Raw genomic sequence first — 26,406 nt, forward strand, 5'->3', positions numbered from 1 at the left:
ACCTCAGGTCGGTCGAGACGCGACACTGACATCAGCGCATCATCTCGCGCAGCGCGTGCCCGGTGGCCGATTCTTTGCAGGCAGCGAGCTGCTCGGGTGTTCCTTCGTAGATGAGTCGTCCACCATGACGGCCAGGGCCAGGGCCGAGGTCGATCACCCGATCGGCACGCCGGATGACCTCCAGGTTGTGTTCGATGACGACGACGGTGTCGCCCTTGCCGACAAGGGAATCCAGCACACCGAGCAGGGTGTCGATATCGGACAGATGCAGTCCGGTGGTCGGCTCGTCGAGGATGTAGAGGGTGTGTTCGGCTCGGGCGGCGAGTTCCCTGGCGATCTTCAGGCGCTGGCATTCGCCGCCGGACAGTGTCGTCAGCGATTGACCCAGGCGCAGATAGCCGAGACCGACATCGGCGATATGGCCGAGCGCGGCGGTAATCGACGGCGTGGTGAGCCTGCGCATTGCCTCGTCGACGGTGAGATCGTCGATATCGGCGATCGAGAGGCCGTCGACCCGGTAGCCGAGCACCTCGTCGGTGAAGCGGCGCCCACCGCAGGTTTCGCATACGATTTCCTGACCGTCCATGAACGCCAGGTCGGTGTAGATCACGCCCAGCCCCTTACACACCGGGCAGGCACCCGCGGAGTTGGCGCTGAACAGCGCGGCGGGGACCGCATTGTTACGGGCGAACAGTTTTCGGATCGCCGGCGCTATGCCGGTGTAGGTAATGGGGGTCGAACGCCGATTGGTGCTCACTGGACGCTGGTCGACGACCGTGGCCGGATGCTGGGCCGCCAGTTCGGCGGCAAGGCTCGATTTTCCGGAACCGGCGACTCCGGTCAGCACGGTGAGGACGCCGGTCGGGATATCGACGTCGAGACCGGTGAGGTTGTTGCGGGTGGCGTTCTCGATCCGGATCTTCCCGGTGGCGGTGCGCGGCGGGCGCGGTGCGCGATGCCCGCGCAGCCCACGTCCGGTCGGGGTGTCGGCGTGCAGTAGCTCGGCGAAATCGCCCTGGAAGACCACCCGCCCGCCGTCGGTTCCCGCACCCGGCCCGATCTCGACGATCTGGTCGGCGATCTGCATGACGTCGGGATCGTGTTCGACCACCAGCACCGCATTGCCCTTGTCCCGCAGCTGTTTCAGCAGTGCGGTCATCGACCGCACATCGTGCGGGTGCAAGCCGATGGTCGGTTCGTCGAAGACATAGAGCATTTCGGTGAGACTGCTCCCCAGATGACGCACCGTTTTGATGCGCTGCGATTCGCCGCCGGAGAGCGTGAGCGTCGGCCGCGACAGAGTCAGGTAACCGAGCCCGATGGTCGTCAGCGCGACGAGCCGCTCACGCAGTGCCGCCACCACGGGCGCCACGCTCGGCTCCCGGACCCCGGTGACGATATCGGCCAGCTCCCCCACCTCTGTGTAGCCGAGCTCGACGATGGTGTGCCCGAGCACCCGCGCGGTCCGGGCCGCCTTGTTCAACCGGTCGCCACCGCAGTCCCGGCAGGACTCGGCGTGGGTGAATCGGTGCACCACCGCCTGTTTGCGTTCCGACATCTCGTCCGAGGTGTGCAGGTAGATCCGCTCGAACCGCTCGACGACCCCCTCATAGTCCTTCGGCGGCCGGGTACCGAGCCGGGCCGCCGCGGTGCCGCCGTACAGCAGCGCCGTCCGTTCCTCAGGGGCCCACTCCCGCAGCGGCGTCGCCGGATCGAAGGATCCGATGTCCGCGTATTGCCGATACCAGTACTGGCCATGACCGAAGCCGGGCAGCAGGATCGCGCCTTGCTCCAGCGATTTGTCCAGATCGAGCACACGATCCACATCGGTCGCGAGGGTCTCCCCCAGGCCCGCGCACGTCGGGCACATACCGGCCGGATCGTTGAACGAGAAGTGATTCGACTCCCCCACAAACGGTTCGCTCACCCGTGAGAACAGCAAGCGCAGATAGGTGTAGACGTCGGTGATGGTGCCGACGGTGGACCGGGCATTGCCGCCGAGCCGCTTCTGGTCGATCACCACCACCGGCGACAACCCGTCGATCGAATCCACCTGCGGCCTGCTCCAGCGCGGCAGGCGGTTGCGCACGAACGGCGGATAGGTCTCGTTGAGTTGATAACCGGCCTCGGCGGCGATGGTGTCGAACACCAGCGAGGATTTGCCGGAGCCGGAGACTCCAGCGAAGACCACCAGCCTGCCGCGCGGGACGTCGATATCGATGCCACGCAGATTGTGGGTGCGCGCCGCCCGGATGCGGATCGAGCGCGTCGGACCGATGTCGTTGGAAGTCACCACTCGACCGTATGACCAGATGCGGCCAGATCTTGACCGCAATGCGCGGAGAATGGAGGTATGCCCGACACCACCGGCCGGATGCTCGAATTGCTGGCCACCCTGCAGACCGGCCGTCGTTTCACCGGCCGCGACCTGTCCTCGCGGCTGGAGGTCAGCCCGCGCACCCTGCGCCGCGATATCGACCGGCTACGCGCCTACGGATACCCGGTCGCGACCCAGCCCGGCCCCACGGGCTACTACCAGCTGGCAGCCGGTCGCACCCTGCCGCCATTGGTCCTCGACGACGACGAAGCGGTGGCCACGCTCATAGCGCTGGCCCTGCTCGGCGCCACCACCCCTGACGACCCGCACGGCACCGCACGCTCCGATATCGGCGCGGCCGCCGACAGGGCCTTCGGCAAGATCGACCAGTTCCTGCCCACCCGGTTGCGGCTGCGCGCCGAGGCCGTGCGCAGCTCACTCGAGGCGGCTCCGCTCGCCGCGCCGTCGGTCGATACCGAGCTGCTGTCGCTGCTGGGCGCCGCGGCGGCCGGGCACGAACGCGTCCGATTCGATTACGCCGACAAGACCGGCGCGAATTCTGCTCGGCGGGTCGAGCCGTATCGCCAGGTCAACCTGCATCTGCGCTGGTATCTGCTCGCCTGGGACCTCGATCGCGCCGACTGGCGCACTTTCCGCATCGATCGGATCACCGGAGCCGTGGCCACCGGCGCCCGGTTCACCCCGCGACCATTGCCCGCCGAGTCCGGTATCGCCTATCTGCGCGCCGGTCTCACCGCACGCCGCTACCGCGCGATCGCCACCGTCGACGCGCCCGCCGCGACGATCCGCGACGCCTTGAAGTTCCAGAACTGCGACATCGAGGCACTATCGGCGGACCGGTCCCGGGTGATCACCCGGGTGGACTCGTTCGAATGGCTGGTGCTCCAACTCGCCCTCACCGGAGCCGATTTCGTCATCGAGGAACCGGCCGAATTCCGCGAACGATGCCGTGAACTGGGCGAGCGGTTACAGCACGCGGCCGGACCGACATGAGCGGCGTCGGTCAGCGTGCCAGGAACTCGTCGATGACCCGCCAGGTGGTCTCGCGCGCGGTCGGCCCGGCCAGAATGCCGAGGTGCCCGCCGGGAACCTCCTCGAATCGAACTTCGGATGCGCCGGTGAGCACCTCGAGCCCGGCGCGGGCGGCGGCAGCCGGCACGACCAAGTCGGTGCGGCTGCCGATGATCAGCACCGGGCAGGTGAGTTTCGCGGTCTCGACGACCAGATCCGGACGCAGCCGGAAGCTGCCGGTCATGAGCTCGTTGCGCAGGATCATCGAGCGATGGATCTGCCGGTAGAGCCGGCCCGGATAGCCGGGCATCATCGACATGAACCGGTCGATGGCCTCCATCCGGGCCAGCGCGTCCTCGTCGAGGATATTGCGGGCGACGAACAGCGGGCGGGTGAGTTCACGCTGAAAGGCCTGGACCCGGAATCCGATCCGGACGATCTGGCTCGGAATACCGCCGAATACCCTGGTGGCGAGATCGACTTCGCGGCCGCCGGTCACAGCGCCGAGCATGCGTAGCGGGGCTACAGTCATGGTCTTGCGCTGATCGAACGGCGGTCCGATCGCGGTGATCGATGCCATCGGCAGGTCCGCATGTCCCGCACCGGCCAGCACCGCCAGGATTCCGCCAAGCGACCAGCCGACGACGTCGACCTCCGCGCCGTCGTGTGCGTCGCTGATCCGGCGAATGGCAGTGGGCACGATGTCGTGGGTCCACTCCTCCAGGCCGAGATCCCGGTCGGCGTAGGTCATCTCGCCATAGTCGATGAGGTAGGGCTGCCTGCCGGTCTCCAGCAGGAATTGCACCAAGCTCTGCCCGGGGCGCAGATCGAAGCAGGCCGGGGTGACCGCGAGCGGCGGCACCAGTAGCACCGGCCGCTGCGTGGACGGCTCGGCGCGGTCGAACCGGCGCAGGCATCGGTGCGGTTCGTCGTAGACGACCGTCGACGGTGTCGGCGCGTACGGCTCGATACCGTCGCCGAACGACAGCGCCCAGACGTTGCGCGCAGCGCGCGGTAGATCCCCCACAAGCGAAACCATGTGTGCCCCTCAACGCCTTTCAACCTCGGGAACGCGTTAACTTACTATACGGTAAGTTAACCGTGGCTCTCAGCCGGGCCGCGCACCGCCCCCGAAATCGCGCCTGTGCTGACCTCGAGCCCCTACCGTTGATGCATGTCTGCGGCAATCGATGTTTCGAACCTGGTCAAAACCTTCGGCCGGACCCGCGCGCTGGACGGGCTCGACCTACAGGTCGCCACCGGCGAGGTACATGGCTTCCTAGGCCCTAATGGGGCAGGAAAATCGACCACGATCCGGGTTCTGCTCGGTTTGCTGCGCGCCGACAGCGGCTCGGCCATGCTGCTGGGCGGTGACCCGTGGGAGCAGACCGCCGAATTACACCGCCGCCTTGCCTACGTCCCCGGCGATGTGAACCTGTGGCCGAATCTCAGCGGCGGCGAGGTCATCGATCTGCTGGGCAAGCTGCGCGGCGGCCTCGACGAGAAGCGCCGCGCCGAGCTGCTCGAGCGTTTCGACCTGGACCCGACGAAGAAGGGCCGCACCTACTCCAAGGGCAATCGGCAGAAGGTGGCACTGGTGGCGGCGCTGTCGTCGGACGTGGAGCTGCTGATGCTGGACGAACCGACCTCCGGGCTCGATCCGCTCATGGAAGCGGTCTTCCAGGAATGTGTAGACGAGATCAAGAACGAGGGCCGTACGGTCCTGCTGTCCAGTCATATCCTCGCCCAGGTCGAGGCGCTGTGCGATCGGGTGACGATCATCCGCCACGGCAAGGCGATCGAAACCGGCAGCCTCGCCGACCTGCGCCACCTGACCAGGACCTCCATCGCCTGCGAGACCACCCGCCCGCCGACCGGGCTCGACGAACTCGCCGGCGTGCACGACCTCGTGGTCGAAGGCAACCGCGCCAGATTCCAGGTCGACACCGTCGATCTGGACCCCGCCATCAGCCACCTCACCGGATTCGGCATCCGCACCCTGACCAGCCAGCCGCCCACACTCGAGGAGCTGTTCCTTCGACACTACGGTGACGAGCTCGCGGCCTCGGGGGTGCAGGAATCATGACGACGACCACGCTGACCGGCGTCGGCACCCTCACCCGCTTCTTCCTGCGCCGCGAACGGATCGCGCTGCCCCTGTGGCTCATCGGCGGCGCCCTCGTCTACTACTCGCAGGCCGTCGGCGTCGATGTCGCCTATCCGAGCCAGGCAGACCTCGACCGGGTCGCCGCGAGCATGGAAGGCAACGCGGCAATGGTGGCCATGGCAGGCCCGCCGCGGGTGCTCGACACCATCGGCGGCCAGGTCGCCTTCCAGGCAAGCGCTTTCGGCATGATCGTGGCCGGGCTGATGAGTATGTTCCTGGTGGGCCGCCACACCCGCGCCAATGAGGAGACCGGCCGCGACGAACTCATCCGCTCCGGCGTCGTCGGCAGGCACGCCACCTTCACCGCAGCGACCATCGTCACCGTGCTGGCCAACCTGGTCTACGGACTCGCCGTCGCGCTGAGCCTGATCTCCTACGGACTGCCCGCGGCCGGATCGATCGCACTCGGAGTCGGCGCCACCTGCGCGGGCCTGGTGTTCATGGCGATCGCGCTATTGGCCGCCCAGCTCACCGAGAGCACCCGCGCCGTCTACGGCATCACCGGCGCGGCGATCGCGGTGTCGTATGTGTTGCGCGCGGTCGGCGATGTGGGCAACGGTGTGCTGTCGTGGCTGTCGCCGCTGGGCTGGGGTCAGGCGATGCGGCCCTACGACGGCGAGATCTGGTGGCCGGTACTGCTGTCGCTCGCGGTCGCCGTCGCAGTGACGGTGGCGGCGCGGCGAGTGCTCGATCACCGCGACTTCGGTGCGGGCGTGGTACCTCCGCGCCCCGGACCGCCGCGCGCAGGAGAATCGTTGCAGAGTGCGTTCGGGCTGGCGTGGCACCTCCAGCGCGGTTCGCTGATCGGCTGGTCGATCGGCATGCTGCTGGCGGGCCTGGCCTTCGGCTCGATCGGCAACGATGTGGGAGATCTGCTCGGCGACGTCGATCTCGGCGAGGTGCTCGGCCAGGATGTGGGCAGTCTGGTGGATGCCTTCTACGCCATGTCGGCCGGATTGCTGGCGCTGATCGGCTCCGCGTACACGATCTCCTCGGGGCTGCGGCTGCGCGCGGAGGAGGCGGCCGGGCGCACCGAACCGCTGCTGTCCACCGGTCTGCCGCGGCTGCGGTGGTTGGCCGGGCACGCCGTCATCATGCTGGCCGGCTCGGCGGTGGTGCTTGCCCTCGGCGGGTTCGGCATGGGACTGATGTACGGGATCATCGCCGGTGACATGTCCCAGCTGCTCCCTCTGCTCGGCGCGTCACTCACCTATCTGCCCGCGGTGTGGGTGCTCGGCGGTATTACGTTGGTGCTCTTTGGTTTTCTGCCGCTGGCCACCTCGGGCGCGTGGATCGCCCTAGCCTTCTGCTTCGTGGTGCTGATGTTCGGGTCGACCTTGAAGTTCCCGGATTGGCTGATGAGCATCTCGCCGTTCGACAATATTCCGCTGGTTCCGGCCGTGGATTTCGCACCGGCACCGGTGTTGGTCACGGCGCTCATCGCGGTGGTGCTGTGCGCGGCAGGCGCGTTCGGGTTCCGCCACCGAGACGTGGAAACCAACTGAAGGTTTCGGGCCGCTTCCCGGAACGGCTGGGAAGCGGCCCGAAGGTTCACCGTGCGGTCAACGGCGGTGACGGCGGAAAGACGACCGGCATCGCGGCCAGCGCCCGGTGGAACGGCCCGGGCCGCCAGCTCAGCTGGTTCGGAGCGATGGCCAGACGCATCTCCGGCAGCACATCCAGCAGCTGGTCGATGGCATCCTGAACCACCAGATACGCCACCGATTTCGCCGGGCACGCATGCGGTCCCGCGCTCCAGGACAAGTGCGATCTGTTGTCGACATAGCGGCCGATACCGACCTCGGGATCATTGTTGCACCCGGACATGCTGATGACGACGGGCTGATGGGCAGGCAGCCACACCCCGTCGATGAGGATCGGCTGACGTGGATAGCTCACGCAGAAATTCGCCATCGGCGGGTCGGTGAACAGCACCTCGTCGAGCGCATCACGGGTGGACAAACTGCCGCCCAGGACACTGCCCGCGAACCGGTCGTCGGTGAGCATCAGCAGCACGGTGTTGACGATCAGGTTCTGCTGCGGCTCGATCCCCGCACCGTAGAGCGTGACCAGCTGATGGATCATCTCCTCCTCGGTCAACGCCGCCGAATGGTGCAGCAGCCGGGAGGCGATATCGTCGGCAGGCGCGGCGCGCTTGGTGGTGACCAGCTCCAGCACCGCCTCGGTGATCATCGCATTGCCCCGCTCGGCGTCGATGCCGTCGAAGATGGCCTGCATCCCGGTGGCCACCCGCTGCCCGAGTTCGGTGGGAAAGCCGAGGATCTCGTTGAGCACCGCGAAGGTGAGCGGGAAGGCGTACTGACTGATCAGCTCCGCGCTCCCGGATTCGCAGAACGAGTTGATCAACGGGATGGCGATCCTCTCGACCGTGCTGTGCAGGGTGTGCAGGTCGACGCCATTGATGGCGGCGGTGTAGGCCTGCCGGTAGCGGGCGTGCTCGGCGCCGGTGCTGCGCAACGCCTGTGGGCGCCATTCCAGCAGCGGCAGCACCGGGCAGTCGAGCGGAATATCCTTCTGCCAGACTCGCGGATCGGCCGGAAAATGGTCCGGGTCGTTGAGGATTCGCACCGCGGTGCGATAGCCGATGACGAGCGTGGCGGGCACACCGGGCGCCAGATCTACCGGGACGAGCGCGCCGTAGCGTGCACGCATCTCCCGGTAGGCGCGGTGTGGATCGGCGGCGAATTCGGCCGCATAGAGTGAAATACGTGGACCCTCGGTATCCATCGGCATGGCATGCGCGACGGGACAGGATCGGCCGGATTCGGCGAGATGGTGCATGGTCAAGATAACGAACTCCAGGTCTGACCTCGGCGGACGCGACCGGACAGCACCGGGCCACTGATGCGTCATCGTCTGCCAGGTGGGCCGGTTCGGGCGCGCCGTTGCACCGAACTACCGAACCCACGAATAACGATCTGCGAGATCGGCGGTCACCGGCCGATCAGGACCGAACCGGCACCGCGGACTCGCCACGCCGCTCTCCATCGCACAGAGAGCAGGCGATCGGATAACCCTCCGCCCCCGTTAGGCGGGCAACTCCCGGTGCCCGTGCTGCTGTTTGCTGCCCGACTGTACCGGGCAGAACACGAGCCGGGCACGCAAACGGGGCGAACCGGGTGTTTAGTCCGCTTGCAGCGGTGGGGATTTCGGGAACACGGCGGGCAGTGCCGATAGCGATCGATGGAACGGGCCCGGCCGCCAGGTGAGCTGTTCGGCGGGCACAGCCAAGGCCAGTTCGGGCAGCGCATCCAACAGTTGATCGATGGCGTCGCGAGCAACCAGATAGGCCACCGACTGCGCCGGGCAGGTGTGCGGTCCGGCACTGAACGCCAGGTGCGAGCGGTTGTCGGCGTACTGCCCGTTGTTGATCGCCGGGTCGTTGTTGCATCCGGTCATGCTGATCACCACCGGCTGGTGGGCGGGCAGCCAGACACCGTCGACCATCGTGGGCTGTCGGGGATAGGTACTACAGAAATTCGCCATCGGCGGGTCGGTGAACAGCACCTCGTCGAGCGCGTCGCGGGTGGACAGGCTGCCGTCGAGGACGCTGCCCGCGAACCGGTCGTCGGTGAGCATCAGCCGCAAGGTGTTGACGGTCAGATTCTGCAGCGGTTCGATTCCCGCCCCGTAGAGCACGACGAGCTGCTGCACCATTTCCTCGTCCGAGAGGCGGGTGTCGTGCTGGAGCAGGCGGGTGGTCACGTCATCGCCCGGCGTCCGCCGCTTGCGCGCGGTCAGCTCCGCGAGCGCGGCCTGCAGCATCGCGTTGCCGCTCTCGGCGTCGATACCTTCGAAGATCGCCGCCATCCCGGTGGCGACCCGTTGCCCGATATCGGGTGGGCAGCCGAGGATCTCATTGAGCACGGCGAAGGTGAGCGGGAAGGCGTATTGGCCGATGAGGTCGACATTGCCGTCCTCGCAGAACGAGTTGATCAGCGATATCGCGATCTTCTCGACCGTCGCGTGCAGTCCATGCATATCGACGCCGCTCAAGGCCGCGGTGTTGGCCGAACGATACCGGGTGTGTTCGGCGCCGGTGGTGCGCAGTGCCGTGGTCCGGAACTCCAGCATGGGCAGTATCGGACAGTCGAGCGGAATGTTCTTCTGCCACAAGCGGGGATCGGCCGGGAAATGCTCGGGATCATTGAGGATCCGGACCGCCGTGTGGTACCCGATCACCAGCGTCGCGTGGATGCCCGGCGACAGCTCGACGGGGACCAGAGCCCCGTAACGCTCGCGCATCTCGCGATAGACGCGATGCGGGTCGGCCGCGAATTCCGCCGAATACAACGAAATTCGCGGCCCGTCCGTCTCGTGTGGTGATACGTGCGGAACCGGGCACGAACCGGTAGACGCGTTCGAGGGCTGCGTTGCCCAGTGGAGAGTCATCTAGAGGTTTGCCATCACCGTTCTGCGCTCAGGTACACCGGTAATTGCTGATGCCCGTTGGATACGAAGCTGACCACCGGCCGCAGCTCGGCCGGATCGACCGCGAGCCGCAGCTCGGGGAACCGGGCGAACAGTGCGGGCAGGGCGAGTTCACCTTCCATCCGAGCCAGCGGCGAACCCACACAGTGGTGTGCGCCGTAGCCGAACGCGACATGCTCCTTGTTCTCGCGGTCGAGATCGAAGACGTCAGCGGTGTCACCGTGCACCTTGGGATCACGGCTGGCCGCCGCGTAGGAGGCGATGATCGCCTCACCCTTCGCGATGTGCACGCCGCCGTCGAGTTCGATGTCGTCCACGGCGAACCGCAGCGGCAGATGCGCGACGGGCGCTTCGAAACGCAGGGTCTCCTCGACCACCTCGGTCCAGGGCAGCCGTCCCGACACCACGGCCTCGCGTTGCTCGGGATGGGTCAGCAGCGCGACGATGGCCTGATCGAGCAGGTTGACCGTCGTCTCGTGGCCGGCGTTGATCACCAGCATCAGCGTGTCGACGAGTTCTTTCTCGGTGAGCTGCGAACCGTCTTCCTCGTCCCGCGCGGCGATCAGGGCACTGGTGATGTCATCGCCAGGGTTGGCGCGCCGGTAGGTGACCAGTTCGGTGACCAGCCCGTACATCTCGACGTAGTTGGCCGCCGCCTCCTCCTGGCCGATCGTGGTGTCGAAATACCGGTCGACACAGACACGAAGGCCCGCCCCCAGCGTTTCCGGCAGCCCGAGCAGTTCGGTGAGGATCTGGATCGGCACCGGGTAGGCGTAGTGCGCTCGCAGATCCACCACCGCACCGGCGGGCATCGCCGCCAGCGCGTCCAGCAGTTCGGCGGTGACCTGCTCGATCCGTGGACGCAGCGCCGCGGTGCGGCGCGCGGTGAACGCCCGCGCCACCAAACGGCGCAGCCGACGATGGTCCTTGCCATAGGCGGTGAACATGTTGTCCACCGCGATCCACGGGAACAGCGGCCACTCGTGGGTGATCTCACCGTTGATGAACGCCGTCCAGTGCTGCCGGGGATCCTTCGACACCCGGGGATCGGCCAGCAGGCTCTTGAGCGCTGCGGCGTCGGTCACCGACCACGCGGGCACACCGTTGGGCAACTCCACCAGCGCCGCAGGCCCACGCTCCCGAAGCCGTGCGGCCTCGCCGTGGGTGTCTGCTCCCGCCATGTCCAGGACGATCGTTTCGCGCTCCACCACAGGATCCTTACGCAATGTTCAACGGAGGGGACTCTGGGAAGGTTACCGGCAAGGTCGTCAGCGCGCGGTGGAAAGGCCCAGGCCGCCAAGACAATTCATCCATCGACTGCGCCAACCGCATTTCGGGTAGCGCATCCAGTAGCTGGTCGATGGCTTCCTGTACCACCACAAGCGCCACCGACTGCGCGGGGCAGGCATGCGGCCCGATGCTCCACGCCAGATGCGAGCGGTTACCGGTACGGTCACCGCCACGGATCGCGGGATCGGTGTTGCACCCGGCCAGACTGATCAGCACCGGCTGGTGCGCGGGTAGCCACGCGTTGTCGATCAGGATGGGCTGGCGCGGATAGGTGGTGCAGAAGTTCGCCATCGGCGGGTCGTTGAACAACACCTCGTCGAGCGCGTCACGAGTCGAGAGGCTGCCGCCGAGCATGTCGCCGCCGAAACGGTCGTCGGTGAGCATCAGCAGCAGGGTGTTGAGGATCAGGTTCTGCTGCGGTTCCAGGCCCGCGCCGTAGAAACTGATCAGGTTGGACAGCAGTTCCTCGTCGTCCAGATTCGACGGATGCGCCACCAGCACCGAGGTGACGTCGTCACCGGGCTGGGACCGCTTGAGCTGGATGAGCTCCATCAGCGCCTCGCTGAGGTAGGTCATCCCCCACTCGGCATTGACTGTGTCGAACAGGGCGGCCATGCCCGCGGCGATCCGCTGCCCCAATTCCGGTGAGCAGCCGACCAGCTGGTTCAGCACCTCGAACACCAGCGGGAACGCGTACTGGGTGACCAGATCGGCCGAACCTTCTTCGCAGAAGGTGTTGATCAACGGCATCGCGATCTTCTCGACGGTGCTGTTGAGGGCGTTCAGATCGATCTTGTCGATACCCGCGACGTAGGCGGCCCGGTAGCGAGCGTGGGCGGTGCCGCTGTTGCGCAGCGCGTTCGGATACCACTCCATCATCGGCTTGACCGGCGAGTCCGGCGGAATGCTCGTCTGCCAGGTGCGCGGGTCGGCCGGGAAGTGGTCGGGGTCGTTGAGGATCCGCACCGCGTCCTGGTAACCGATCACCAGAGTCGCAGGCACGTCGGGCGCCAGATCGATCGGGACCAGCGAGCCGAATCGTCGACGCATCTCACGGTAGGCGTGATGCGGATCGTCGGAGAACTCCTCGGTATACAGCGAGATGCGCGGGCCCTCGGAATCGACCGGCGATCCGTGCGCGACCGGGCAGCCGCTGAAGGGAGGTTGTGGTGTTGTGACGGGCTGATGGGTTGTCAAAGACGAGACTCCAGTCGATGGAACAGGAATTCGACGAGCATGATCAACGAGCGCAGGCAGGTGCCTCGGTCACGCGCGTCCAGTGCGGTCAGTGGGGTGTCCGGGGTGAGGTCGAGCGCGTCGCGGACCTCCGAGAGCGGAAACCGGTCGGCGCCTTCGAACTCGTTGACGCCCACCGCGTACGGCACACCGCGTTCCTCGAGCACCGACAGCACCTCGTCGGACTTCTCGATACGGCGGGTGTCGACCAGAACCAGCGCGCCGAGCGCACCTCGGGCCAACTCTTCCCACAGTGGCACGAACCGCTGCTGGCCCGGGGTGCCGAAAAGGTACAGCGCCAGTTCGGGGTTGAGCGTGATACGTCCGAAATCCATCGCCACGGTGGTCTGCGATTTACCCGGCAGACCGGCCATATCGTCGATGCCGACGCTGGCCTGGGTGATGGTTTCCTCGGTGCGTAGCGGCTTGATCTCGGAAATACTGCTGACGAAGGTGGTCTTGCCGACCCCGAAACTTCCGGCGACGAGCAATTTCACCGATCGGGTCACGGTCTCCGGCACATAGTCGACGGTGCGGTCAGGCCGGGAGAGCACGGAGCCCATTGAGAACCTCCTGGAGCAAAGCTATCTCCGGCAGTGATTCGGCCGGGGTGGGTATGGCGAGGTGTTCGGTGTCGAGGAGGTCGGCGGCGATGATCTTGACCACCGAGAACGGCAGGTCCAGGTAGGCGGCAATCTCGGCGATCGAGAGGGCGCCGCGGGCGCAGACACCGGCCACCCGCCGCGCGTCGGGACTCGTTCCCGGCCCCGGACTCTTGACGGCGATGACGAGGGTGACCAAGTCCAACTCACGGGTCGGACGCGAGCGTCCCCTGGTCCGCACATACGCGCGAACCAGGTCGGGATCACGCCGCGGCCCGCTCATGGCATTTCGCCGCCGTCAACGCTCCCGCGCGGCTGGCTGCCGAGTTCGTGGCCGACTCGGCCGGCCAGCTCGTTCATCCGGTGCGCGATGAGGCCCACATCGATGTCGGTGGTGGTGGAGACCCCGAGCAGGGCACCCTCGCCGGCCGCGGTGATGAGGATCATCCCCTTGTCGTACTCGGTCATGTTCTGCCGCACACCGTTCTGTGCGCCGCCGCAGAACTCACCGAGCGCCTTGCCGAGCGAACTCAGACCGGACGCGGCAGCGGCGAAACGCTCGGCGTCGTCTTTGGTGACTCCGCTGGAGTGCGCGATCCGCAGCCCGTCGTCGGACAGCAGGACCGCGAAGCGGACGCCGGGAATCTCGAGGTCCTCGAGTAACCAGCCCAGCTTGTTGGTGCTGTCACTGACAACAGTTCTCGGTGAGCCCATCAGGATGTCATCCCTTCGGTGTCGTCGGTTGCGGCGGCGCGGCCGCTCTTGGAGCCGCTATGCCAAGCGGCGGCGATCTCGGGCCGGGCCGTGCCCGGTTCGGCATTCGGGCTGCGTTGCCCGACCGGCGGTACCACCGCGACCGCACGGCGGCGGCGCTTGGGCAGACCCCCCGTGGTGAGGTCGGTCATCGTGGGACGGTCCTCGGTGTCTGAGAAGTCGGACACCCCGGTCAACGCATTGCCCCCCGTCGTCGTGGTTCGGATCAGCGACTCGGCCGGACCGCTCCCCGCGGCCGATCCGGCACTCGCCGTGGTCATGCTGGTAACAGCGGCCAGCGGTGCCGATTCCCGGACCCGCGTGGCGGCCGGAGCCGATTCTCCGTGCAGTACGGCGGCGGCGGGACCCGACGACGGCGTGACCGCCGGAATCGACGACATACCCGCCGGTCCCGACGGCGCGGCGTCCTCGGCCTGCGGCGCCCGCGGACTGACCAGCAGCGTCTCGGGGATGTACACCATGGCGCGCATACCGCCGTAGGCGTTGGGGCCATCGATGTAGACGGTGAATCCGTAACGGCGGGCCAGCGCCGCGATGCCGGGGAAACCGACCTTGGGGGCCGGGCCGAGCTGGTGGATGTCGACCGAGCGTTCGTGCGCGAGCACCTGCCTGGCCTCTTCCATCTGCTCGGCGTTCATGCGCACACCGGCGTCGTCGACGATCACGGTGACGCCGTGATGGCCTTCCTGGAAGCTGACGTCGACGTAGGAGGTGGGCGGCGAGTAGCGCAGCGCGTTGTCGATGAGCGCGGCGAGGGTGTGCACCAGCGGCTCCACCGAACGGCTGATCACCACGCGATCGAGCTGGCCCGAACGCACTCGCAGGAAGTCGCGGACGCGGCCGGTGGCGCCGCCGACCACGTCGGTGAGCGACTGCGCGGGCCAGCGGCGTCCGGGCAGACCACCACACACGATCACGTAGGACTGCGCCTGACGGATCATCTGCTGCACGGTGTGGTCGATGCGGATGAGGGTTTCGTAGACCGCGTCGTCGCGATGCTCGCGCAGGGCGGCGCTGACCACCTGGCTCACATCGGCACCGAGGCTGACCACGGAGGTACCGAACGAGCGCACTGCGGCACTGGTGGCCTCACGTGCCGCGCCTTCGGCCTTCTCACGTTTGGCCGCCTCGTCGGCGCGCACGGTGGACTCGGCGGTGGTGATCGCGCGATGGGTCTGCTCTTCGGCCTCGCGGACCGTATTTTCCCTGGTCTCGGTCTGGATTCCGCGCAAATCCTCGGAAATGCGCTCGGACACCCAGCGCATGACCTGCGCGAACCGCGAATCCTCCAGCCCCTCCGGGACTTCGACGACACTCGCGGGCTGCTCATGCCTGCGGACCGACTCGGTCAGCGACGGCAGCGTTGTGGTGGCGAAACGCTCCAGGATCTCCTCGCGGATACCGAGGTCTCGCTCCAGCGCGTCGGCCCGGGTCCGCTGCTCCCGCACCGCCCGCACCGCGTACCAGGCCACCGCGAGGACGAGAGCAGGAGCCAAGATCCACGGAACCAGCACGGCGATATTCAGATTCATCAGCTCTCTCGTTGACGTGGCTCGAGGGAGCGCCACAAGATGCCACAGCCTGCTGCCACAGCGCTTCTTTTCGCCTTCCTCGTGACGCCCGACCATGACTGCACCTCTGGCCGGATGAGGTTGTGCGTCGGGCACCCGGCAGAGCATCGAAAACCCTCGACAGGCTGCCCGAAAGCAACCGCCGGACAAGCACTTCGATCGACCGCCGAGCCAACGGACCAACCCTGCCCCGGCAGCTCGGAACCCGACGACTCGCCCACACTAGCAGCATTGCCGAAAACTCTCTGCCGAACTGGCAACGCCGGCTCACAGAACGCGATCCGTTGCGGCGGAGAGGATCCCGTTCGTGCACGTCAACGGCGGTTGGGACAGGACCGGACCGGGCGGTCGGTGTGTTCACGGCGCGGTGAGAGGCCCGACGCCGCATATGTAAAGCGATGTCACCGAAAGCTGCGGACGGGTCCGCGTTTCTGGAAGACTTTCCGAATACGTATCGGCTGTGCGCGGTGACCGAGCCATACGACAGGGACAGGAGGGGCCCGCGTGGATATGGATCTCGTGGTCGACCTGCTGATCGCGCACGCGGTGGGGTGGCAGGCCCGTGTGGGGCTGCGCGTGGGCGAGTTCACCGGCTGGGCGTTGGATACCGCGTCGGACAAGGTCTCGTCCATCGTCACCGCACGGCTCGGCACCGACCCCGCGATTGATCAGCTGATCTGGGAAACCCGGTCGAGCGGCAAGCCCTCCGAAGCTACTCGGGTCGCGGCGCGCCAGGTCCTCGAATCGACGGCGCGCGCAGATCCGGAATTCCGGGACGCACTGACACGGGCGGTGGTCGTACCGCCGCCGCAGGCCACGCAGACGCAGCCGCCGGGCCAGGCCCACCACGACTCATTGCCCCAGCAGGAGCAGTGGGGGCAGCCGCAGTCGCCGCAGCAAGAGCAGTGGAGTACACAGCCGCCGCCCGGCGACGACGACGACGGCGCAGCACACAGCCATCGCAGGCGCCGCCTCCGCTTACGGTTTCGCAGACGAGATCCGTCGCATCAGGGAACCGATGTTTCCGCGGTGGACGACGGCGGCTTTCCGGGGATGTCCAACACCGACGCGAACGCGGACCTGCCCCAGGCTATCGATGATCTGACACCATCACAGGTCGCACCGACCGACGACATCTGGGCCTACGCCTGCTACCCGCGACTGGAGGCGCCCGACGTCGTCATCGCCAACGAGCCGTTCGAGCTCACCGTCGGGCTGTCGGAGACCTTCGATATGGCGACGATGGTGTCCGGCCAGATGCACGTGTACTCCTCCGACCCTGAATTCGAGATCGATATCGAGGTGCTGGTCGACCCGAAATCGCTGGTCGTCGCCGGTGATCCGCATATCGGTGTGCGGGTGACGCTCGCGGATCCGTACCCGCGCCACACCCTCACCCTGCGCGCGCTGACCGATCCGTCACTGACGCCCGAACGCACCCTCCGGCTGATCATCCGCAGGCAAGGGCGGATCATCGGGCTGGCCGCCCGCACTCTCGTCGTCGTCGCGAATGCGAGCAGGCTGGCCACCCAGCCGCCTCCTCCCCCGCCGCCACGCCAGCTGCTGGATCTCGGGTCGCTACTCGACGAGACCCCGCCCGACCTCGTCGTCGTGGTGTACCGGGCCGACGAACCCGACACCTACGTGTGGGACGCCTACGCCCTCGGCGGCCACATCACGCTCCCCGATGCCGAGCGACGCAGCCGGATCGACCACACCGCACGCGATTTCGCCACCTACACCCGCCGACTGGTCAAAGCGGAGGCGTTTCGTGGGGTCGGGATCTTCGACAACCTGAAGGGCTACGGCGATCTGGTGTTCTCGGCCCTGCCGAGCGGAATCCGCACGGTGCTGCGCGAGCTCGTGCGCGAGCGCATCGACGCCCCAGCCGTGCTCTGGCTGACCGAGGAGGCGTTCGTCCCGTGGGAGCTCGCCGTCTTCGACCCGCCCCTGGACACCCGCTATGCGGGCGAGGCCCCATTCCTCGGCGCGCATCTGGCGATGTCGCGCTGGCCCTTCGCGCCGGAGGGGCCGCGGCCGAGTTCGCGTCGCGAGCATCCGATCACCGCACAGGCGGTGCTGACCGCCGACTACGAGGGGGTCAGGAACTTCCCGCCGCTGCCCGCCGCGGTCGCCGAGGCCGTGCGGTTCGACGAGAAGTACGGCCCCCTCACGCCCCTGCCACCGATGCGGGAGCAGGTCATCGGCTGTCTGGAGGGCCGAACGCCGGTCGATCTGCTGCACGTCGCGCTGCACGGCACCTTCGACGAGGCGGTTCAGGAAGACGGCCTTGTCCTGCTGGAACCGCGCGGCGACGGATTCGCCGCCTCGTTCCTCACCGCCCTCGCGGTGCGCGGCCTGCGCAACACCAGCAGCACGCCGTTCGTCTACCTGAACGCCTGTTCGGTCGGAGCGGGCCAGTCGATCCTCGGCAGCTACGCAGGATTCGCGACGGCGCTGCTGCGCACCGGCGCGATCGGTGTCGTGGCCCCGTTGTGGACCATCGACGACACCGTCGCCGCCGAACTCGCGGCGCGCTTCTACGACGGCGCGTTCGCCGACCCGCCGGTTCCGGTCGCGGAGCTGCTGCGCCGAGCTCGCGCCGACTACACCCGCGACCGGGTGGCGGCCGATCCCGAGCGGATCACCCCGACCCATCTCGGCTTTCTCGCTTTCGGCCATCCACGACTGACACTGCGGCGCACCAGATCACCGGAAAGGTAGCGGCATATGCCCGAGGAGTTCCTGCTCGATGAGGACGGCCGTGCGGTCGAGGTGCACCGGCGGATCACCTTGCGTACTCCCGGCCTGGCCGGGCGGGCGACCGTGCACGAGGCGAGCAGCACCGGCACCCGTGCCGCCGAACAGACCACCGACTCACTACTGACGGCGTTGACGCTCAACGATATCGAGGAGGATCTCACCGTCGAGATCCTCGAACCGCGCGAACGGACCGAATCGAGCGGGACCAGGGCGGCCGGTGGGCCGGACGATATCGTCATGCAGGTCGAGGATCCGGGCGCGGGCTGGCGGCAAGTGGTGTTGTACGTCTCCGAGGACGGTGCGGTCACCTGGCACTTCCCGGACGCGGCCCCGGGCCTGCTCACCTATCGGATTCCGCGCACCGTGGTGCCCGCGGCCGAGGCCCCCGGTGCGCACCGCGGATTGACCGGCGCGATCGGCACCAAGATCTTGAAAGTGCTCGTGTTCCGGTTGGTGCGCGAAGGCGCGGGCTGGGTCGGTGCGCGGTTCGCCGAATTCGTCGAGAACAGGCGGCATCCGCATCGCTTGCGCGCAGTCGGTCCGGACAACTACCGCGCCTCCGGGGCCGAGCTGAGCAACGACGCGCTGGGCCAGATGGGTACGGGCCGGGCATTGTTGCTGCTGCACGGCACTTTCAGTTCGGCGCACGGCGCTTTCGGCGAACTTCCGATGGAGACGATGCGAGAACTGCACGCCGCCTACGAAGGACGGGTCGTCGCCTTCGATCATCCGACGGTCTCGCGCACGCCGGTCGACAACATCCGCTGGCTCATCGACCATCTGCGCGAACGCGGTACACGCCTCGACGTCGACGTCGTCTGCCATTCCCGCGGCGGGCTGGTCGGACGCGTGCTGACCGAGCGCCCGGATCTGGCCGACGTCACCGACACGCTGTCGGTGGGCAAGATCGTGCTGGTCGGTACCCCCAACGCAGGCACGGCGCTGGCCGATGTCGGCAGACACGAGCAACTGCTCAACCGGTTCACCTCGCTGCTGCAACTGGTGCCGGACAACGGCGTCACCGACGCCCTCGATATCGTGCTGGCGCTGGTGAAACAGGTGGCTGCGGGCGTCGCCGAGGGCCTCGACGGTCTCATGGCGATGAATCCGAGTGCATCGTTTCTCACCGAAGACCTCACCGGCCGCCACCCCACCAGCGCACGCTATTTCACTGCGGGCGCGAACTACGAGCCACCCGCAGGCTCCTCGCTGCTCCGCATCGCGGGAGACGGCGGCGTCGACCTGGTCTTCGGGCGCGCCGACAACGACCTGGTCGTTCCGACGGCGGGCGCTCTCGCGCTCGATGGCACCCATCCCCTGCCGGTCACCGATCACCTCGCCGTCGACGCCACGTCCGCCGTCGACCACTTCGGGTACTTCGACCACCCCGCGCTGACCGAATCACTCGTCCGCTGGCTGCGCACAGAGTGATGGTCCCGAAACGACGTGACCACCGCGGATGGTTCGCGGTGGTCACGTGAGGTGTCGTGCGGGGCGGATCAGACGGTGAACCCGAGGGCGCGCAGCTGTTCGCGACCGTCGTCGGTGATCTTGTCCGGGCCCCACGGCGGCATCCAGACCCAGTTGATCTTCAGGTCGTCGACCAGACCGCTGCGGACCAGAGCATTGCGGGACTGGTCCTCGATGACGTCGGTCAGCGGACATGCGGCCGAGGTGAGGGTCATGTCGAGGGTGGCGACATTGTCCTGATCCACCTGTATGCCGTAGACCAATCCGAGGTCGACGACGTTGATGCCCAGTTCGGGGTCGACGACATCACGCATCGCCTCCTCGAGGTCCTCGAGGTGCTTGATATCCTCGGCCGAGAGTTCGGCAGGCGCCGCGGCTTCGGTGGTCGGTGTTTCACTCATGACGTTCCCCATTCGTGGACGGATCACTGCCCATTGTCCGCTTGGCGTCTTCGGCGGAGGAAATGCGGACCACCGCGTCCTTGAACGCCATCCAGCCCAGTAGCGCGCATTTGACCCGCGCCGGGTACTTGGCGACGCCCGCAAGGGCGATACCGTCGCCGATCACGTCCTCGTCACCCTCGACGGTGCCGCGGCTGGAGATCATCTCGCTGTAGGAGTCGACCACCTTCAGCGCCTGCTGCACCGGCAGCCCGATCACCTGATCGGTGAGGATCGAGGTGGCGGCCTGGCTGATCGAACAGCCCTGCCCCTCGTAGGACACGTCGGCGACGTCACCGTTGCCGTCCAGGTGGACGCGCAAGGTCACCTCGTCGCCGCAGGTCGGGTTCACGTGGTGCACCTCGGCACCGAACGGCTCCCGCAGCCCGCGGTGGTGCGGGTGCTTGTAGTGGTCCAGGATCACTTCCTGGTACATCTGCTCCATGCGCATGACTTATTCAACCCCGAAGAAGCTCTGTGCCTTCCGCACCGCGGCAACCAGCTTGTCGACCTCGTCGAGGGTGTTGTAGACCGCGAACGAAGCGCGCGCGGTGGCGGCGATACCGAAACGACGGTGCAGCGGCCAGGCGCAGTGGTGACCGACACGGATCGCGACGCCCTGATCATCGAGGATCTGGCCGACGTCATGGGCGTGGATGCCGTCCACCACGAAGGCCACCGCGCCACCGCGGCCCACGTTCTCGGTGGGGCCGATGATGCGCACCCCGTCGATCTCGCCGAGTCCGGCCAGCGCGGCCTCGACCAGCGCGTGCTCGTGTGCGGCGACGGCTTCCATGCCGATGGCATCCAGGTACCGCACGGCGGCGGCCAGCCCGATGACCTGCGAGGTCATCGGCACGCCCGCCTCGAACCGCTGCGGCGGCGGCGCATAGGTGCTGCGTTCCATGGTGACGGTCTCGATCATCGACCCGCCGGTGATGTAGGGCGGGGTCTCCTCGAGCAGGGCTCGTTTGCCGTACAGCACGCCGACACCGGACGGTCCGAGCATCTTGTGCCCGGAGAACGCGGCGAAATCCACCTCGAGTTCATGGAAGTCGACCGGCATATGCGGCACCGACTGGCAGGCATCGAGCACCACGAGGGCACCGACCGCCCGCGCGCGACGCACCAGTTCGGCAACCGGCGCGACGGCGCCGGTGACGTTGGACTGGTGGGTGAACGCGACGACCTTGGTCGCCGGGGTCAGCTCCAGCGAGTCGAGGTCGATTCGCCCGTCCTCGGTGACGCCGTACCACTTCAGCGTCGCGCCGGTGCGGCGCGAGAGCTCCTGCCACGGCACGAGATTCGCGTGATGCTCGAGCTCGGTGATGACGATCTCGTCGCCCGGACCGACGTGGTACGGGAAGCGGTCGTCGCCGAAGGCATTGGTGACCAGGTTCAGCGATTCGGTCGCGTTCTTGGTGAACACGATCTCACCGACGTCGGCGCCGACGAACCTGGCGATATCGGCGCGGGCGCCCTCATAGGCGTCGGTGGCCTCTTCCGAGAGCTGATGCGCGCCGCGATGCACCGCCGAGTTCGCCGTGACGATGAACTCACGCTCGGCGTCGAGCACCGCCAGCGGCCGCTGCGAAGTGGCGCCGGAGTCCAGGTACACCAACGGTTTCCCGTCCCGGACCGTGCGGTTCAGGATCGGGAAGTCGGCCCGGACCCGGGCCACGTCGAGTGTGCGGACCGTAGCGGTCATATCAGGCTCCAGCGGTGGCGGACTGAGTGAAGCGGACGTAGCCGTTGGCGTCGAGTTCCTCGGCCAGTTCGGCACCGCCCTCGGCGACGATGCGGCCGCCGACGAACACGTGCACGAACTCCGGCTGGATGTAGCGCAGGATGCGGGTGTAGTGGGTGATCAGCAGCACGCCACCGTTCTCGCGCTCCTTGTAGCGGTTCACGCCCTCGGACACGATGCGCAGCGCATCGACGTCGAGGCCGGAGTCGGTCTCGTCCAGGATGGCGATCTTCGGCTTGAGCAGGCCCAGCTGCAGGATCTCGTGGCGCTTCTTCTCACCGCCGGAGAAACCTTCGTTGACGCTGCGGTCGGCGAAGGCGGCGTCGATCTCGAGCTCGCTCATCGACTCCTTCACCTCCTTGACCCAGTGCCGCAGCTTCGGGGCCTCACCGCGCACGGCGGTGGCGGCGGTCCGCAGGAAATTCGACATCGAGACCCCGGGCACCTCGACCGGGTACTGCATGGCCAGGAACAGGCCGGCCCGCGCACGCTCGTCGACCGACATCTCGAGTACGTTTTCACCGTCGAGGGTGATCGAGCCGGAGGTCACGGTGTACTTGGGGTGGCCGGCGATGGCGTAGGACAGGGTGGACTTGCCGGAACCGTTGGGGCCCATGATCGCGTGCGTCTCGCCCGAGCGCACGGTCAGGTTCACGCCCTTGAGGATCTTGATGGGCTCGCCGGTCTCGTCGGGGTTGGCGACCTCGGCGTGCAGGTCCTTGATTTCCAGGGTGGTCATGGAGTTCGAATTCCTTCGTGAGGTAAGTGGTTCGGGTCAGACGCCGATCGCGGCGAGTTCGGCCTCGATGGCCGACTCCAGCCGCTCCCGGATCTCGTGGACCGCGATCTTCTGGATGATCTCGTGGAAGAAGCCACGCACGACCAGGCGCCGCGCGACATCCTCCGGGATACCGCGAGCACGCAGGTAGAACAGCTGCTCGTCATCGAAACGGCCGGTGGCGCTGGCATGGCCGGCGCCGGCGATCTCACCGGTCTCGATCTCCAGGTTCGGCACCGAGTCGGCGCGCGCACCGTCGGTGAGCACCAGGTTGCGGTTCACCTCGAAGGTGTCGGTGCCCTCGGCGGCCGCGCGGATCAACACGTCGCCGACCCATACCGTGCGGGCATCGCCCTTGGGCGAATGCGGATCACCCTGCAGCGCGCCCTTGTACAGCACATTCGATTTGCAGTTGGGCTGGGAGTGGTCCACGAGCAGACGCTGCTCGAAGTGCTGGCCCGCATCGGCGAAGTAGAGGCCGAGCAGTTCGGCGTCGCCACCGGGACCGTCGTACTTCACCGTGCCGGTGAGACGGACCAGCTCGCCACCCAGGGTGACGGCGATGTGGCGAAGCGTGGCGTCGCGGCCGAGCTTCGCGTGGTGCGCGGTCGTGTTGACGGCGTCGTCGGCCCAGTCCTGCACCGCGACGACCGTCAGCTTGGCGCTGTCACCGAGCACGAACTCCACGTTCTCGGCGTAGGTTCCGCTGCCCCGCTGGTCGATGACCACGGTGGCAACCGCGAAGTTGCCGAGGCGGATCTGCAGGTGACCGTAGGCGGTCTTGCCCTCGCCGGGGCCGGTGACCGTGACCACGACCGGTTCGGCGACCTCGGTCTCCGCGCCGACCGACACGAGGGTGGCCGATTCGAAGCCCGAGTATGCCTGGGCGGCAACACGATCGGCGGGCACACCGGCGTGGCCGAGGCGAGCGTCGGTGCGCTCTACAGTCTCCACGTTCACGCCCTCGACCGAGCTCACCTCGACAGTGGCGGCGCCGTCGCGCACCGCGGTGCCGTCGTGCAGGCCACGCAGGCGGCGCAGCGGGGTGAACCGCCACTCCTCGTCACGGCCCGAGGGCACCTCGAAGGCGTTCACATCGAACGAGGTGAAGACCTCGCCCTTGTTGATCGCGGCTCCGGCGCCCGGGTTCTGAATCGGCTTGGTTGTCGGGTTCTCACCCTCGACCGCGCCCACCACACCAGTTGCCATCAGCCGACGGCTCCTTCCATCTGCAGCTCGATGAGCCGGTTCAGTTCCAATGCGTATTCCATCGGCAGTTCCTTGGCGATGGGCTCGACGAACCCGCGCACCACCATCGCCATGGCCTCGTCCTCGGTGAGGCCGCGGCTCATCAGGTAGAACAGCTGATCCTCCGACACCTTGGACACCGTGGCCTCATGGCCCATGGTCACGTCGTCCTCGCGGATATCGACGTAGGGGTAGGTGTCGGAGCGGCTGATCGTGTCGACCAGCAGCGCGTCACACTTCACGGTGGACTTGGAACCGTGCGCACCCTTGTTGACCTGGACCAGGCCACGGTAGGAGGCCCGGCCGCCGCCGCGCGCCACCGACTTCGACACGATGGTCGAGGAGGTGTGCGGGGCCAGGTGCAGCATCTTCGCGCCGGTGTCCTGGTGCTGGCCCTCGCCGGCGAAAGCCACCGAGAGGACCTCGCCCTTGGCGTACTCGCCGGTCATCCAGACCGCCGGGTACTTCATGGTGACCTTGGAACCGATATTGCCGTCGATCCACTCCATGGTCGCGCCCGCCTCGGCCTTGGCCCGCTTGGTGACCAGGTTGTAGACGTTGTTCGACCAGTTCTGAATCGTGGTGTAGCGGCAGCGGCCGCCCTTCTTGACAATGATCTCCACGACCGCCGAATGCAGCGAGTCGGACTTGTAGATCGGCGCGGTGCAGCCCTCGACGTAGTGCACGTAGGCGTCCTCGTCGACGATGATCAGCGTCCGCTCGAACTGGCCCATGTTCTCGGTGTTGATCCGGAAGTAGGCCTGCAGCGGAATGTCGACGTGCACGCCCGGCGGCACGTAGATGAACGAGCCACCCGACCACACCGCGGTGTTCAGCGCGGAGAACTTGTTGTCACCGGCGGGGATGACCGAGCCGAAGTACTGCTCGAAGATCTCCGGGTGCTCCTTGAGCGCGGTATCGGTGTCGAGGAAGATGACGCCCTGCTTCTCCAGGTCCTCACGGATGGAGTGGTAGACGACCTCGGACTCGTACTGCGCGGCGACACCGGAGACGAGGCGCTGCTTCTCCGCCTCGGGGATACCGAGCTTGTCGTAGGTGTTCTTGATGTCTTCGGGCAGGTCTTCCCAGCTCTCGGCCTGCTTCTCCGACGAGCGCACGAAGTACTTGATGTTGTCGAAGTCGATGCCGTCGAGGTTGGAGCCCCAGTGCGGCATGGGCTTGCGATCGAAGATGCGCAGCGCCTTGAGTCGCTGCTCGAGCATCCAGGGCTGCTCGCTCTTCTTGGCCGAGATGTCGCGGACGACAGCCTCGGACAGGCCTCGTTGCGCACTGGCACCGGCCACGTCCGAATCGGCCCAGCCGTAACCGTATTTACCCAGCGACGCGATGGTCTCTTCCTGAGTGAGCGGTTGCACCTGGTCGGTGGTCGTCGTCATTCGGCACTCCTTCCGGAGTCGTTCGTTCCTACCGTTGCGGGCTGTGCAACGGCTGATGGAGAGGCTTTATTCGGTTCGGCGTGTGCCTCGCCCGGTGTCAGCACCATCAGCGGCACGTGCGTCGTGCACGCGCAGTCGCCGTTGGCGATGGTGGCCAGTCGCTGCACGTGCGTGCCGAGCAGCTCCCGGAATGCTTCGAGCTCGGCCTGGCACAGCTGTGGGAACTCCTCGGCCACATGCGAGACCGGGCAGTGATGCTGGCAGATCTGCACGCCGGTGCCCACCTTGCGGGTGGTCGCGGCGAACCCGGCGTCGGTGAACGCCTCGGCGATCTCCTCGGCCTTGGCCTCGGTGTCCGCCTGGGTGTGCTCCTGCACCGGTTCGATCCCGGCCACGATAGTCCTGGCACGTTTGCGGGCGAATTCGGTGATGGCCTTGTCGCCGCCGATCTCGCCGAGCTGGCGGATCGCGGCTCCGGCCAGATCGTCGTAGGCGTGGCCGAGGCGACCCCGGCCCGCGGCGGTGAGTTGATACTGCTTGGCCGGACGGCCGCGCCCCTTCTGCTGCCACGGCGCCGAGCGGCTCGCCCGCGCCTGTCCGGAGTCGATGAGGGCGTCGAGGTGGCGGCGCACGCCGGCGGGAGTGAGTTCGAGCCTGGCGCCGATCGCGGTCGCGGTGATCGGCCCTTCCTCCAGCAGCAGCTGGACGATGGCCGCCCGGGTATGGCCTTCGCCGGACGCCGCGGGCGCAGCACTCGATGCGGTACCGGCCCGGTGACCAGCCCTTTCATCGGTGTTCGGCAAACCCACGGTTTTCACAACATCAGTGTGGCGGAATTCGTTCCCGAAATCTAATAAGGGTGCCCTGACCTCGGGCGTAGCGGTTCGGCGCCGGTCGCCCCCGCACCCGCCTCACCTCCGGTTTCGCGACGAAACCCCAGGCCGCACGACACCGATCAGCACCGAAAGGTGAAGCAAATCACCCTCGGCACCCCGCTGGAACCCACCTCCACCACAGGGTTCATCGCCGCCGCCGAGCGGAGAAGTCCGTCGCGGCGGTCGCGTCGAGGAATGCCGGACCCGGATTTCGGCTGGGCACCGACCCGCGCAGCGCGGGATGAAT

Annotated in this window: 22 protein-coding genes; 5 read left to right on the forward strand and 17 right to left on the reverse strand. The window is 67.1% G+C overall.

Annotated elements, in window-relative coordinates; translation table 11 throughout:
* Positions 1 to 31 precede the first annotated feature (31 nt).
* Positions 32 to 2,293, reverse strand: a complete 2,262-nt coding sequence (locus tag ACFXNW_RS08725) for an ATP-binding cassette domain-containing protein (RefSeq protein ID WP_379417023.1) — start codon at positions 2,291 to 2,293, stop codon at positions 32 to 34.
* 60 nt (positions 2,294 to 2,353) lie between these two features.
* On the opposite strand from ACFXNW_RS08725, the gene ACFXNW_RS08730 reads away from it, so the two are divergent.
* Complete coding sequence (locus tag ACFXNW_RS08730; RefSeq protein ID WP_379417024.1) at positions 2,354 to 3,331, forward strand: helix-turn-helix transcriptional regulator; 978 nt, start codon at positions 2,354 to 2,356, stop codon at positions 3,329 to 3,331.
* 10 nt (positions 3,332 to 3,341) lie between these two features.
* Here ACFXNW_RS08730 and ACFXNW_RS08735 read toward each other — a convergent pair whose 3' ends face one another.
* Positions 3,342 to 4,388, reverse strand: a complete 1,047-nt coding sequence (locus ACFXNW_RS08735) for an alpha/beta fold hydrolase (RefSeq protein WP_379417025.1) — start codon at positions 4,386 to 4,388, stop codon at positions 3,342 to 3,344.
* Between the two features lie 135 nt (positions 4,389 to 4,523).
* On the opposite strand from ACFXNW_RS08735, the gene ACFXNW_RS08740 reads away from it, so the two are divergent.
* Both ACFXNW_RS08740 and ACFXNW_RS08745 read left to right on the forward strand, forming a co-directional pair.
* Positions 4,524 to 5,435 (forward strand): ATP-binding cassette domain-containing protein, encoded by a 912-nt coding sequence (locus ACFXNW_RS08740; RefSeq protein WP_379417026.1) that lies wholly within the window; start codon positions 4,524 to 4,526, stop codon positions 5,433 to 5,435.
* On the forward strand, positions 5,432 to 7,021 hold the full coding sequence (locus tag ACFXNW_RS08745; protein WP_379417027.1) for an ABC transporter permease: 1,590 nt from the start codon (positions 5,432 to 5,434) through the stop codon (positions 7,019 to 7,021). Before ACFXNW_RS08740 ends, ACFXNW_RS08745 begins: the two co-directional genes overlap by 4 nt.
* A gap of 46 nt (positions 7,022 to 7,067) precedes the next feature.
* On the opposite strand, the gene ACFXNW_RS08750 is transcribed toward ACFXNW_RS08745, so the two are convergent.
* From ACFXNW_RS08750 to ACFXNW_RS08785, 8 genes are all read right to left on the reverse strand, one after another.
* Entirely contained in the window at positions 7,068 to 8,318 is a 1,251-nt protein-coding gene (locus ACFXNW_RS08750; RefSeq protein ID WP_379417355.1) for a cytochrome P450, read from the reverse strand.
* Between the two features lie 342 nt (positions 8,319 to 8,660).
* Positions 8,661 to 9,782: a cytochrome P450 gene (locus ACFXNW_RS08755; protein ID WP_379417028.1), complete on the reverse strand. Its 1,122-nt coding sequence runs from the start codon at positions 9,780 to 9,782 to the stop codon at positions 8,661 to 8,663.
* A gap of 161 nt (positions 9,783 to 9,943) precedes the next feature.
* Positions 9,944 to 11,176, reverse strand: coding sequence for a cytochrome P450 (locus ACFXNW_RS08760; protein WP_379417029.1), 1,233 nt, complete (start codon positions 11,174 to 11,176; stop codon positions 9,944 to 9,946).
* 10 nt (positions 11,177 to 11,186) lie between these two features.
* Positions 11,187 to 12,455, reverse strand: coding sequence for a cytochrome P450 (locus tag ACFXNW_RS08765; RefSeq protein ID WP_379417030.1), 1,269 nt, complete (start codon positions 12,453 to 12,455; stop codon positions 11,187 to 11,189).
* Positions 12,452 to 13,057: an ATP/GTP-binding protein gene (locus ACFXNW_RS08770; protein ID WP_379417031.1), complete on the reverse strand. Its 606-nt coding sequence runs from the start codon at positions 13,055 to 13,057 to the stop codon at positions 12,452 to 12,454. The genes ACFXNW_RS08765 and ACFXNW_RS08770 overlap by 4 nt, the downstream gene beginning before the upstream one ends.
* On the reverse strand, positions 13,032 to 13,379 hold the full coding sequence (locus tag ACFXNW_RS08775; protein WP_379417032.1) for a DUF742 domain-containing protein: 348 nt from the start codon (positions 13,377 to 13,379) through the stop codon (positions 13,032 to 13,034). The genes ACFXNW_RS08770 and ACFXNW_RS08775 overlap by 26 nt, the downstream gene beginning before the upstream one ends.
* Entirely contained in the window at positions 13,376 to 13,810 is a 435-nt protein-coding gene (locus tag ACFXNW_RS08780; RefSeq protein ID WP_379417033.1) for a roadblock/LC7 domain-containing protein, read from the reverse strand. Before ACFXNW_RS08780 ends, ACFXNW_RS08775 begins: the two co-directional genes overlap by 4 nt.
* Positions 13,810 to 15,402: an ATP-binding protein gene (locus tag ACFXNW_RS08785; RefSeq protein ID WP_379417034.1), complete on the reverse strand. Its 1,593-nt coding sequence runs from the start codon at positions 15,400 to 15,402 to the stop codon at positions 13,810 to 13,812. Before ACFXNW_RS08785 ends, ACFXNW_RS08780 begins: the two co-directional genes overlap by 1 nt.
* 549 nt (positions 15,403 to 15,951) lie before the next feature.
* On the opposite strand from ACFXNW_RS08785, the gene ACFXNW_RS08790 reads away from it, so the two are divergent.
* The gene (locus ACFXNW_RS08790; RefSeq protein ID WP_379417356.1) at positions 15,952 to 18,165 is read left to right on the forward strand and encodes a CHAT domain-containing protein; all 2,214 of its coding nucleotides are present in this window, start codon (positions 15,952 to 15,954) and stop codon (positions 18,163 to 18,165) included.
* 6 nt (positions 18,166 to 18,171) lie between these two features.
* A complete protein-coding gene (locus ACFXNW_RS08795) occupies positions 18,172 to 19,635 on the forward strand; it encodes an esterase/lipase family protein (protein WP_379417035.1) in 1,464 nt (487 codons plus the stop codon).
* 68 nt (positions 19,636 to 19,703) lie between these two features.
* Here the strand turns inward: ACFXNW_RS08795 and ACFXNW_RS08800 are convergent, their stop codons facing one another.
* The 7 genes from ACFXNW_RS08800 to ACFXNW_RS08830 are packed head-to-tail and all read right to left on the reverse strand — an operon-like array spanning position 19,704 to position 26,102.
* Positions 19,704 to 20,075, reverse strand: a complete 372-nt coding sequence (locus ACFXNW_RS08800; protein ID WP_379417036.1) for a metal-sulfur cluster assembly factor — start codon at positions 20,073 to 20,075, stop codon at positions 19,704 to 19,706.
* A complete protein-coding gene (gene sufU, locus ACFXNW_RS08805; RefSeq protein WP_379417037.1) occupies positions 20,068 to 20,565 on the reverse strand; it encodes a Fe-S cluster assembly sulfur transfer protein SufU in 498 nt (165 codons plus the stop codon). Before sufU ends, ACFXNW_RS08800 begins: the two co-directional genes overlap by 8 nt.
* A gap of 3 nt (positions 20,566 to 20,568) precedes the next feature.
* Positions 20,569 to 21,822 carry a cysteine desulfurase gene (locus ACFXNW_RS08810; RefSeq protein ID WP_379417038.1) on the reverse strand — a complete coding sequence of 418 codons (1,254 nt, stop codon included), beginning with the start codon at positions 21,820 to 21,822 and terminating at the stop codon, positions 20,569 to 20,571.
* 1 nt (position 21,823) lies between these two features.
* Complete coding sequence (sufC, locus tag ACFXNW_RS08815) at positions 21,824 to 22,600, reverse strand: Fe-S cluster assembly ATPase SufC (RefSeq protein ID WP_379417039.1); 777 nt, start codon at positions 22,598 to 22,600, stop codon at positions 21,824 to 21,826.
* Between the two features lie 36 nt (positions 22,601 to 22,636).
* The gene (gene sufD / locus ACFXNW_RS08820) at positions 22,637 to 23,848 is read right to left on the reverse strand and encodes a Fe-S cluster assembly protein SufD (RefSeq protein ID WP_379417040.1); all 1,212 of its coding nucleotides are present in this window, start codon (positions 23,846 to 23,848) and stop codon (positions 22,637 to 22,639) included.
* On the reverse strand, positions 23,848 to 25,284 hold the full coding sequence (gene sufB / locus ACFXNW_RS08825; protein WP_379417041.1) for a Fe-S cluster assembly protein SufB: 1,437 nt from the start codon (positions 25,282 to 25,284) through the stop codon (positions 23,848 to 23,850). Before sufB ends, sufD begins: the two co-directional genes overlap by 1 nt.
* A complete protein-coding gene (locus ACFXNW_RS08830) occupies positions 25,281 to 26,102 on the reverse strand; it encodes a helix-turn-helix transcriptional regulator (RefSeq protein WP_379417042.1) in 822 nt (273 codons plus the stop codon). Before ACFXNW_RS08830 ends, sufB begins: the two co-directional genes overlap by 4 nt.
* Positions 26,103 to 26,406 lie beyond the last annotated feature (304 nt).

Source organism: Nocardia sp. NPDC059180 (genome assembly GCF_042754945.1).
Taxonomy (GTDB): Bacteria; Actinomycetota; Actinomycetes; order Mycobacteriales; family Mycobacteriaceae; genus Nocardia.

Bases quoted from the DNA above. Each gene is read 5' to 3' on its own strand.
- ACFXNW_RS08730 (WP_379417024.1), top strand. From the start codon at position 2,354: ATGCCCGACACCACCGGCCGGATGCTCGAATTGCTGGCCACCCTGCAG.
- ACFXNW_RS08735 (WP_379417025.1), bottom strand. From the start codon at position 4,388: ATGGTTTCGCTTGTGGGGGATCTACCGCGCGCTGCGCGCAACGTCTGG.
- ACFXNW_RS08740 (WP_379417026.1), top strand. From the start codon at position 4,524: ATGTCTGCGGCAATCGATGTTTCGAACCTGGTCAAAACCTTCGGCCGG.
- ACFXNW_RS08745 (WP_379417027.1), top strand. From the start codon at position 5,432: ATGACGACGACCACGCTGACCGGCGTCGGCACCCTCACCCGCTTCTTC.
- ACFXNW_RS08750 (WP_379417355.1), bottom strand. From the start codon at position 8,318: ATGCACCATCTCGCCGAATCCGGCCGATCCTGTCCCGTCGCGCATGCC.
- ACFXNW_RS08755 (WP_379417028.1), bottom strand. From the start codon at position 9,782: ATGCGCGAGCGTTACGGGGCTCTGGTCCCCGTCGAGCTGTCGCCGGGC.
- ACFXNW_RS08770 (WP_379417031.1), bottom strand. From the start codon at position 13,057: ATGGGCTCCGTGCTCTCCCGGCCTGACCGCACCGTCGACTATGTGCCG.
- ACFXNW_RS08775 (WP_379417032.1), bottom strand. From the start codon at position 13,379: ATGAGCGGGCCGCGGCGTGATCCCGACCTGGTTCGCGCGTATGTGCGG.
- ACFXNW_RS08780 (WP_379417033.1), bottom strand. From the start codon at position 13,810: ATGGGCTCACCGAGAACTGTTGTCAGTGACAGCACCAACAAGCTGGGC.
- ACFXNW_RS08785 (WP_379417034.1), bottom strand. From the start codon at position 15,402: ATGAATCTGAATATCGCCGTGCTGGTTCCGTGGATCTTGGCTCCTGCT.
- ACFXNW_RS08790 (WP_379417356.1), top strand. From the start codon at position 15,952: ATGGATCTCGTGGTCGACCTGCTGATCGCGCACGCGGTGGGGTGGCAG.
- ACFXNW_RS08795 (WP_379417035.1), top strand. From the start codon at position 18,172: ATGCCCGAGGAGTTCCTGCTCGATGAGGACGGCCGTGCGGTCGAGGTG.
- ACFXNW_RS08800 (WP_379417036.1), bottom strand. From the start codon at position 20,075: ATGAGTGAAACACCGACCACCGAAGCCGCGGCGCCTGCCGAACTCTCG.
- sufU (WP_379417037.1), bottom strand. From the start codon at position 20,565: ATGCGCATGGAGCAGATGTACCAGGAAGTGATCCTGGACCACTACAAG.
- ACFXNW_RS08810 (WP_379417038.1), bottom strand. From the start codon at position 21,822: ATGACCGCTACGGTCCGCACACTCGACGTGGCCCGGGTCCGGGCCGAC.
- sufC (WP_379417039.1), bottom strand. From the start codon at position 22,600: ATGACCACCCTGGAAATCAAGGACCTGCACGCCGAGGTCGCCAACCCC.
- sufD (WP_379417040.1), bottom strand. From the start codon at position 23,848: ATGGCAACTGGTGTGGTGGGCGCGGTCGAGGGTGAGAACCCGACAACC.
- sufB (WP_379417041.1), bottom strand. From the start codon at position 25,284: ATGACGACGACCACCGACCAGGTGCAACCGCTCACTCAGGAAGAGACC.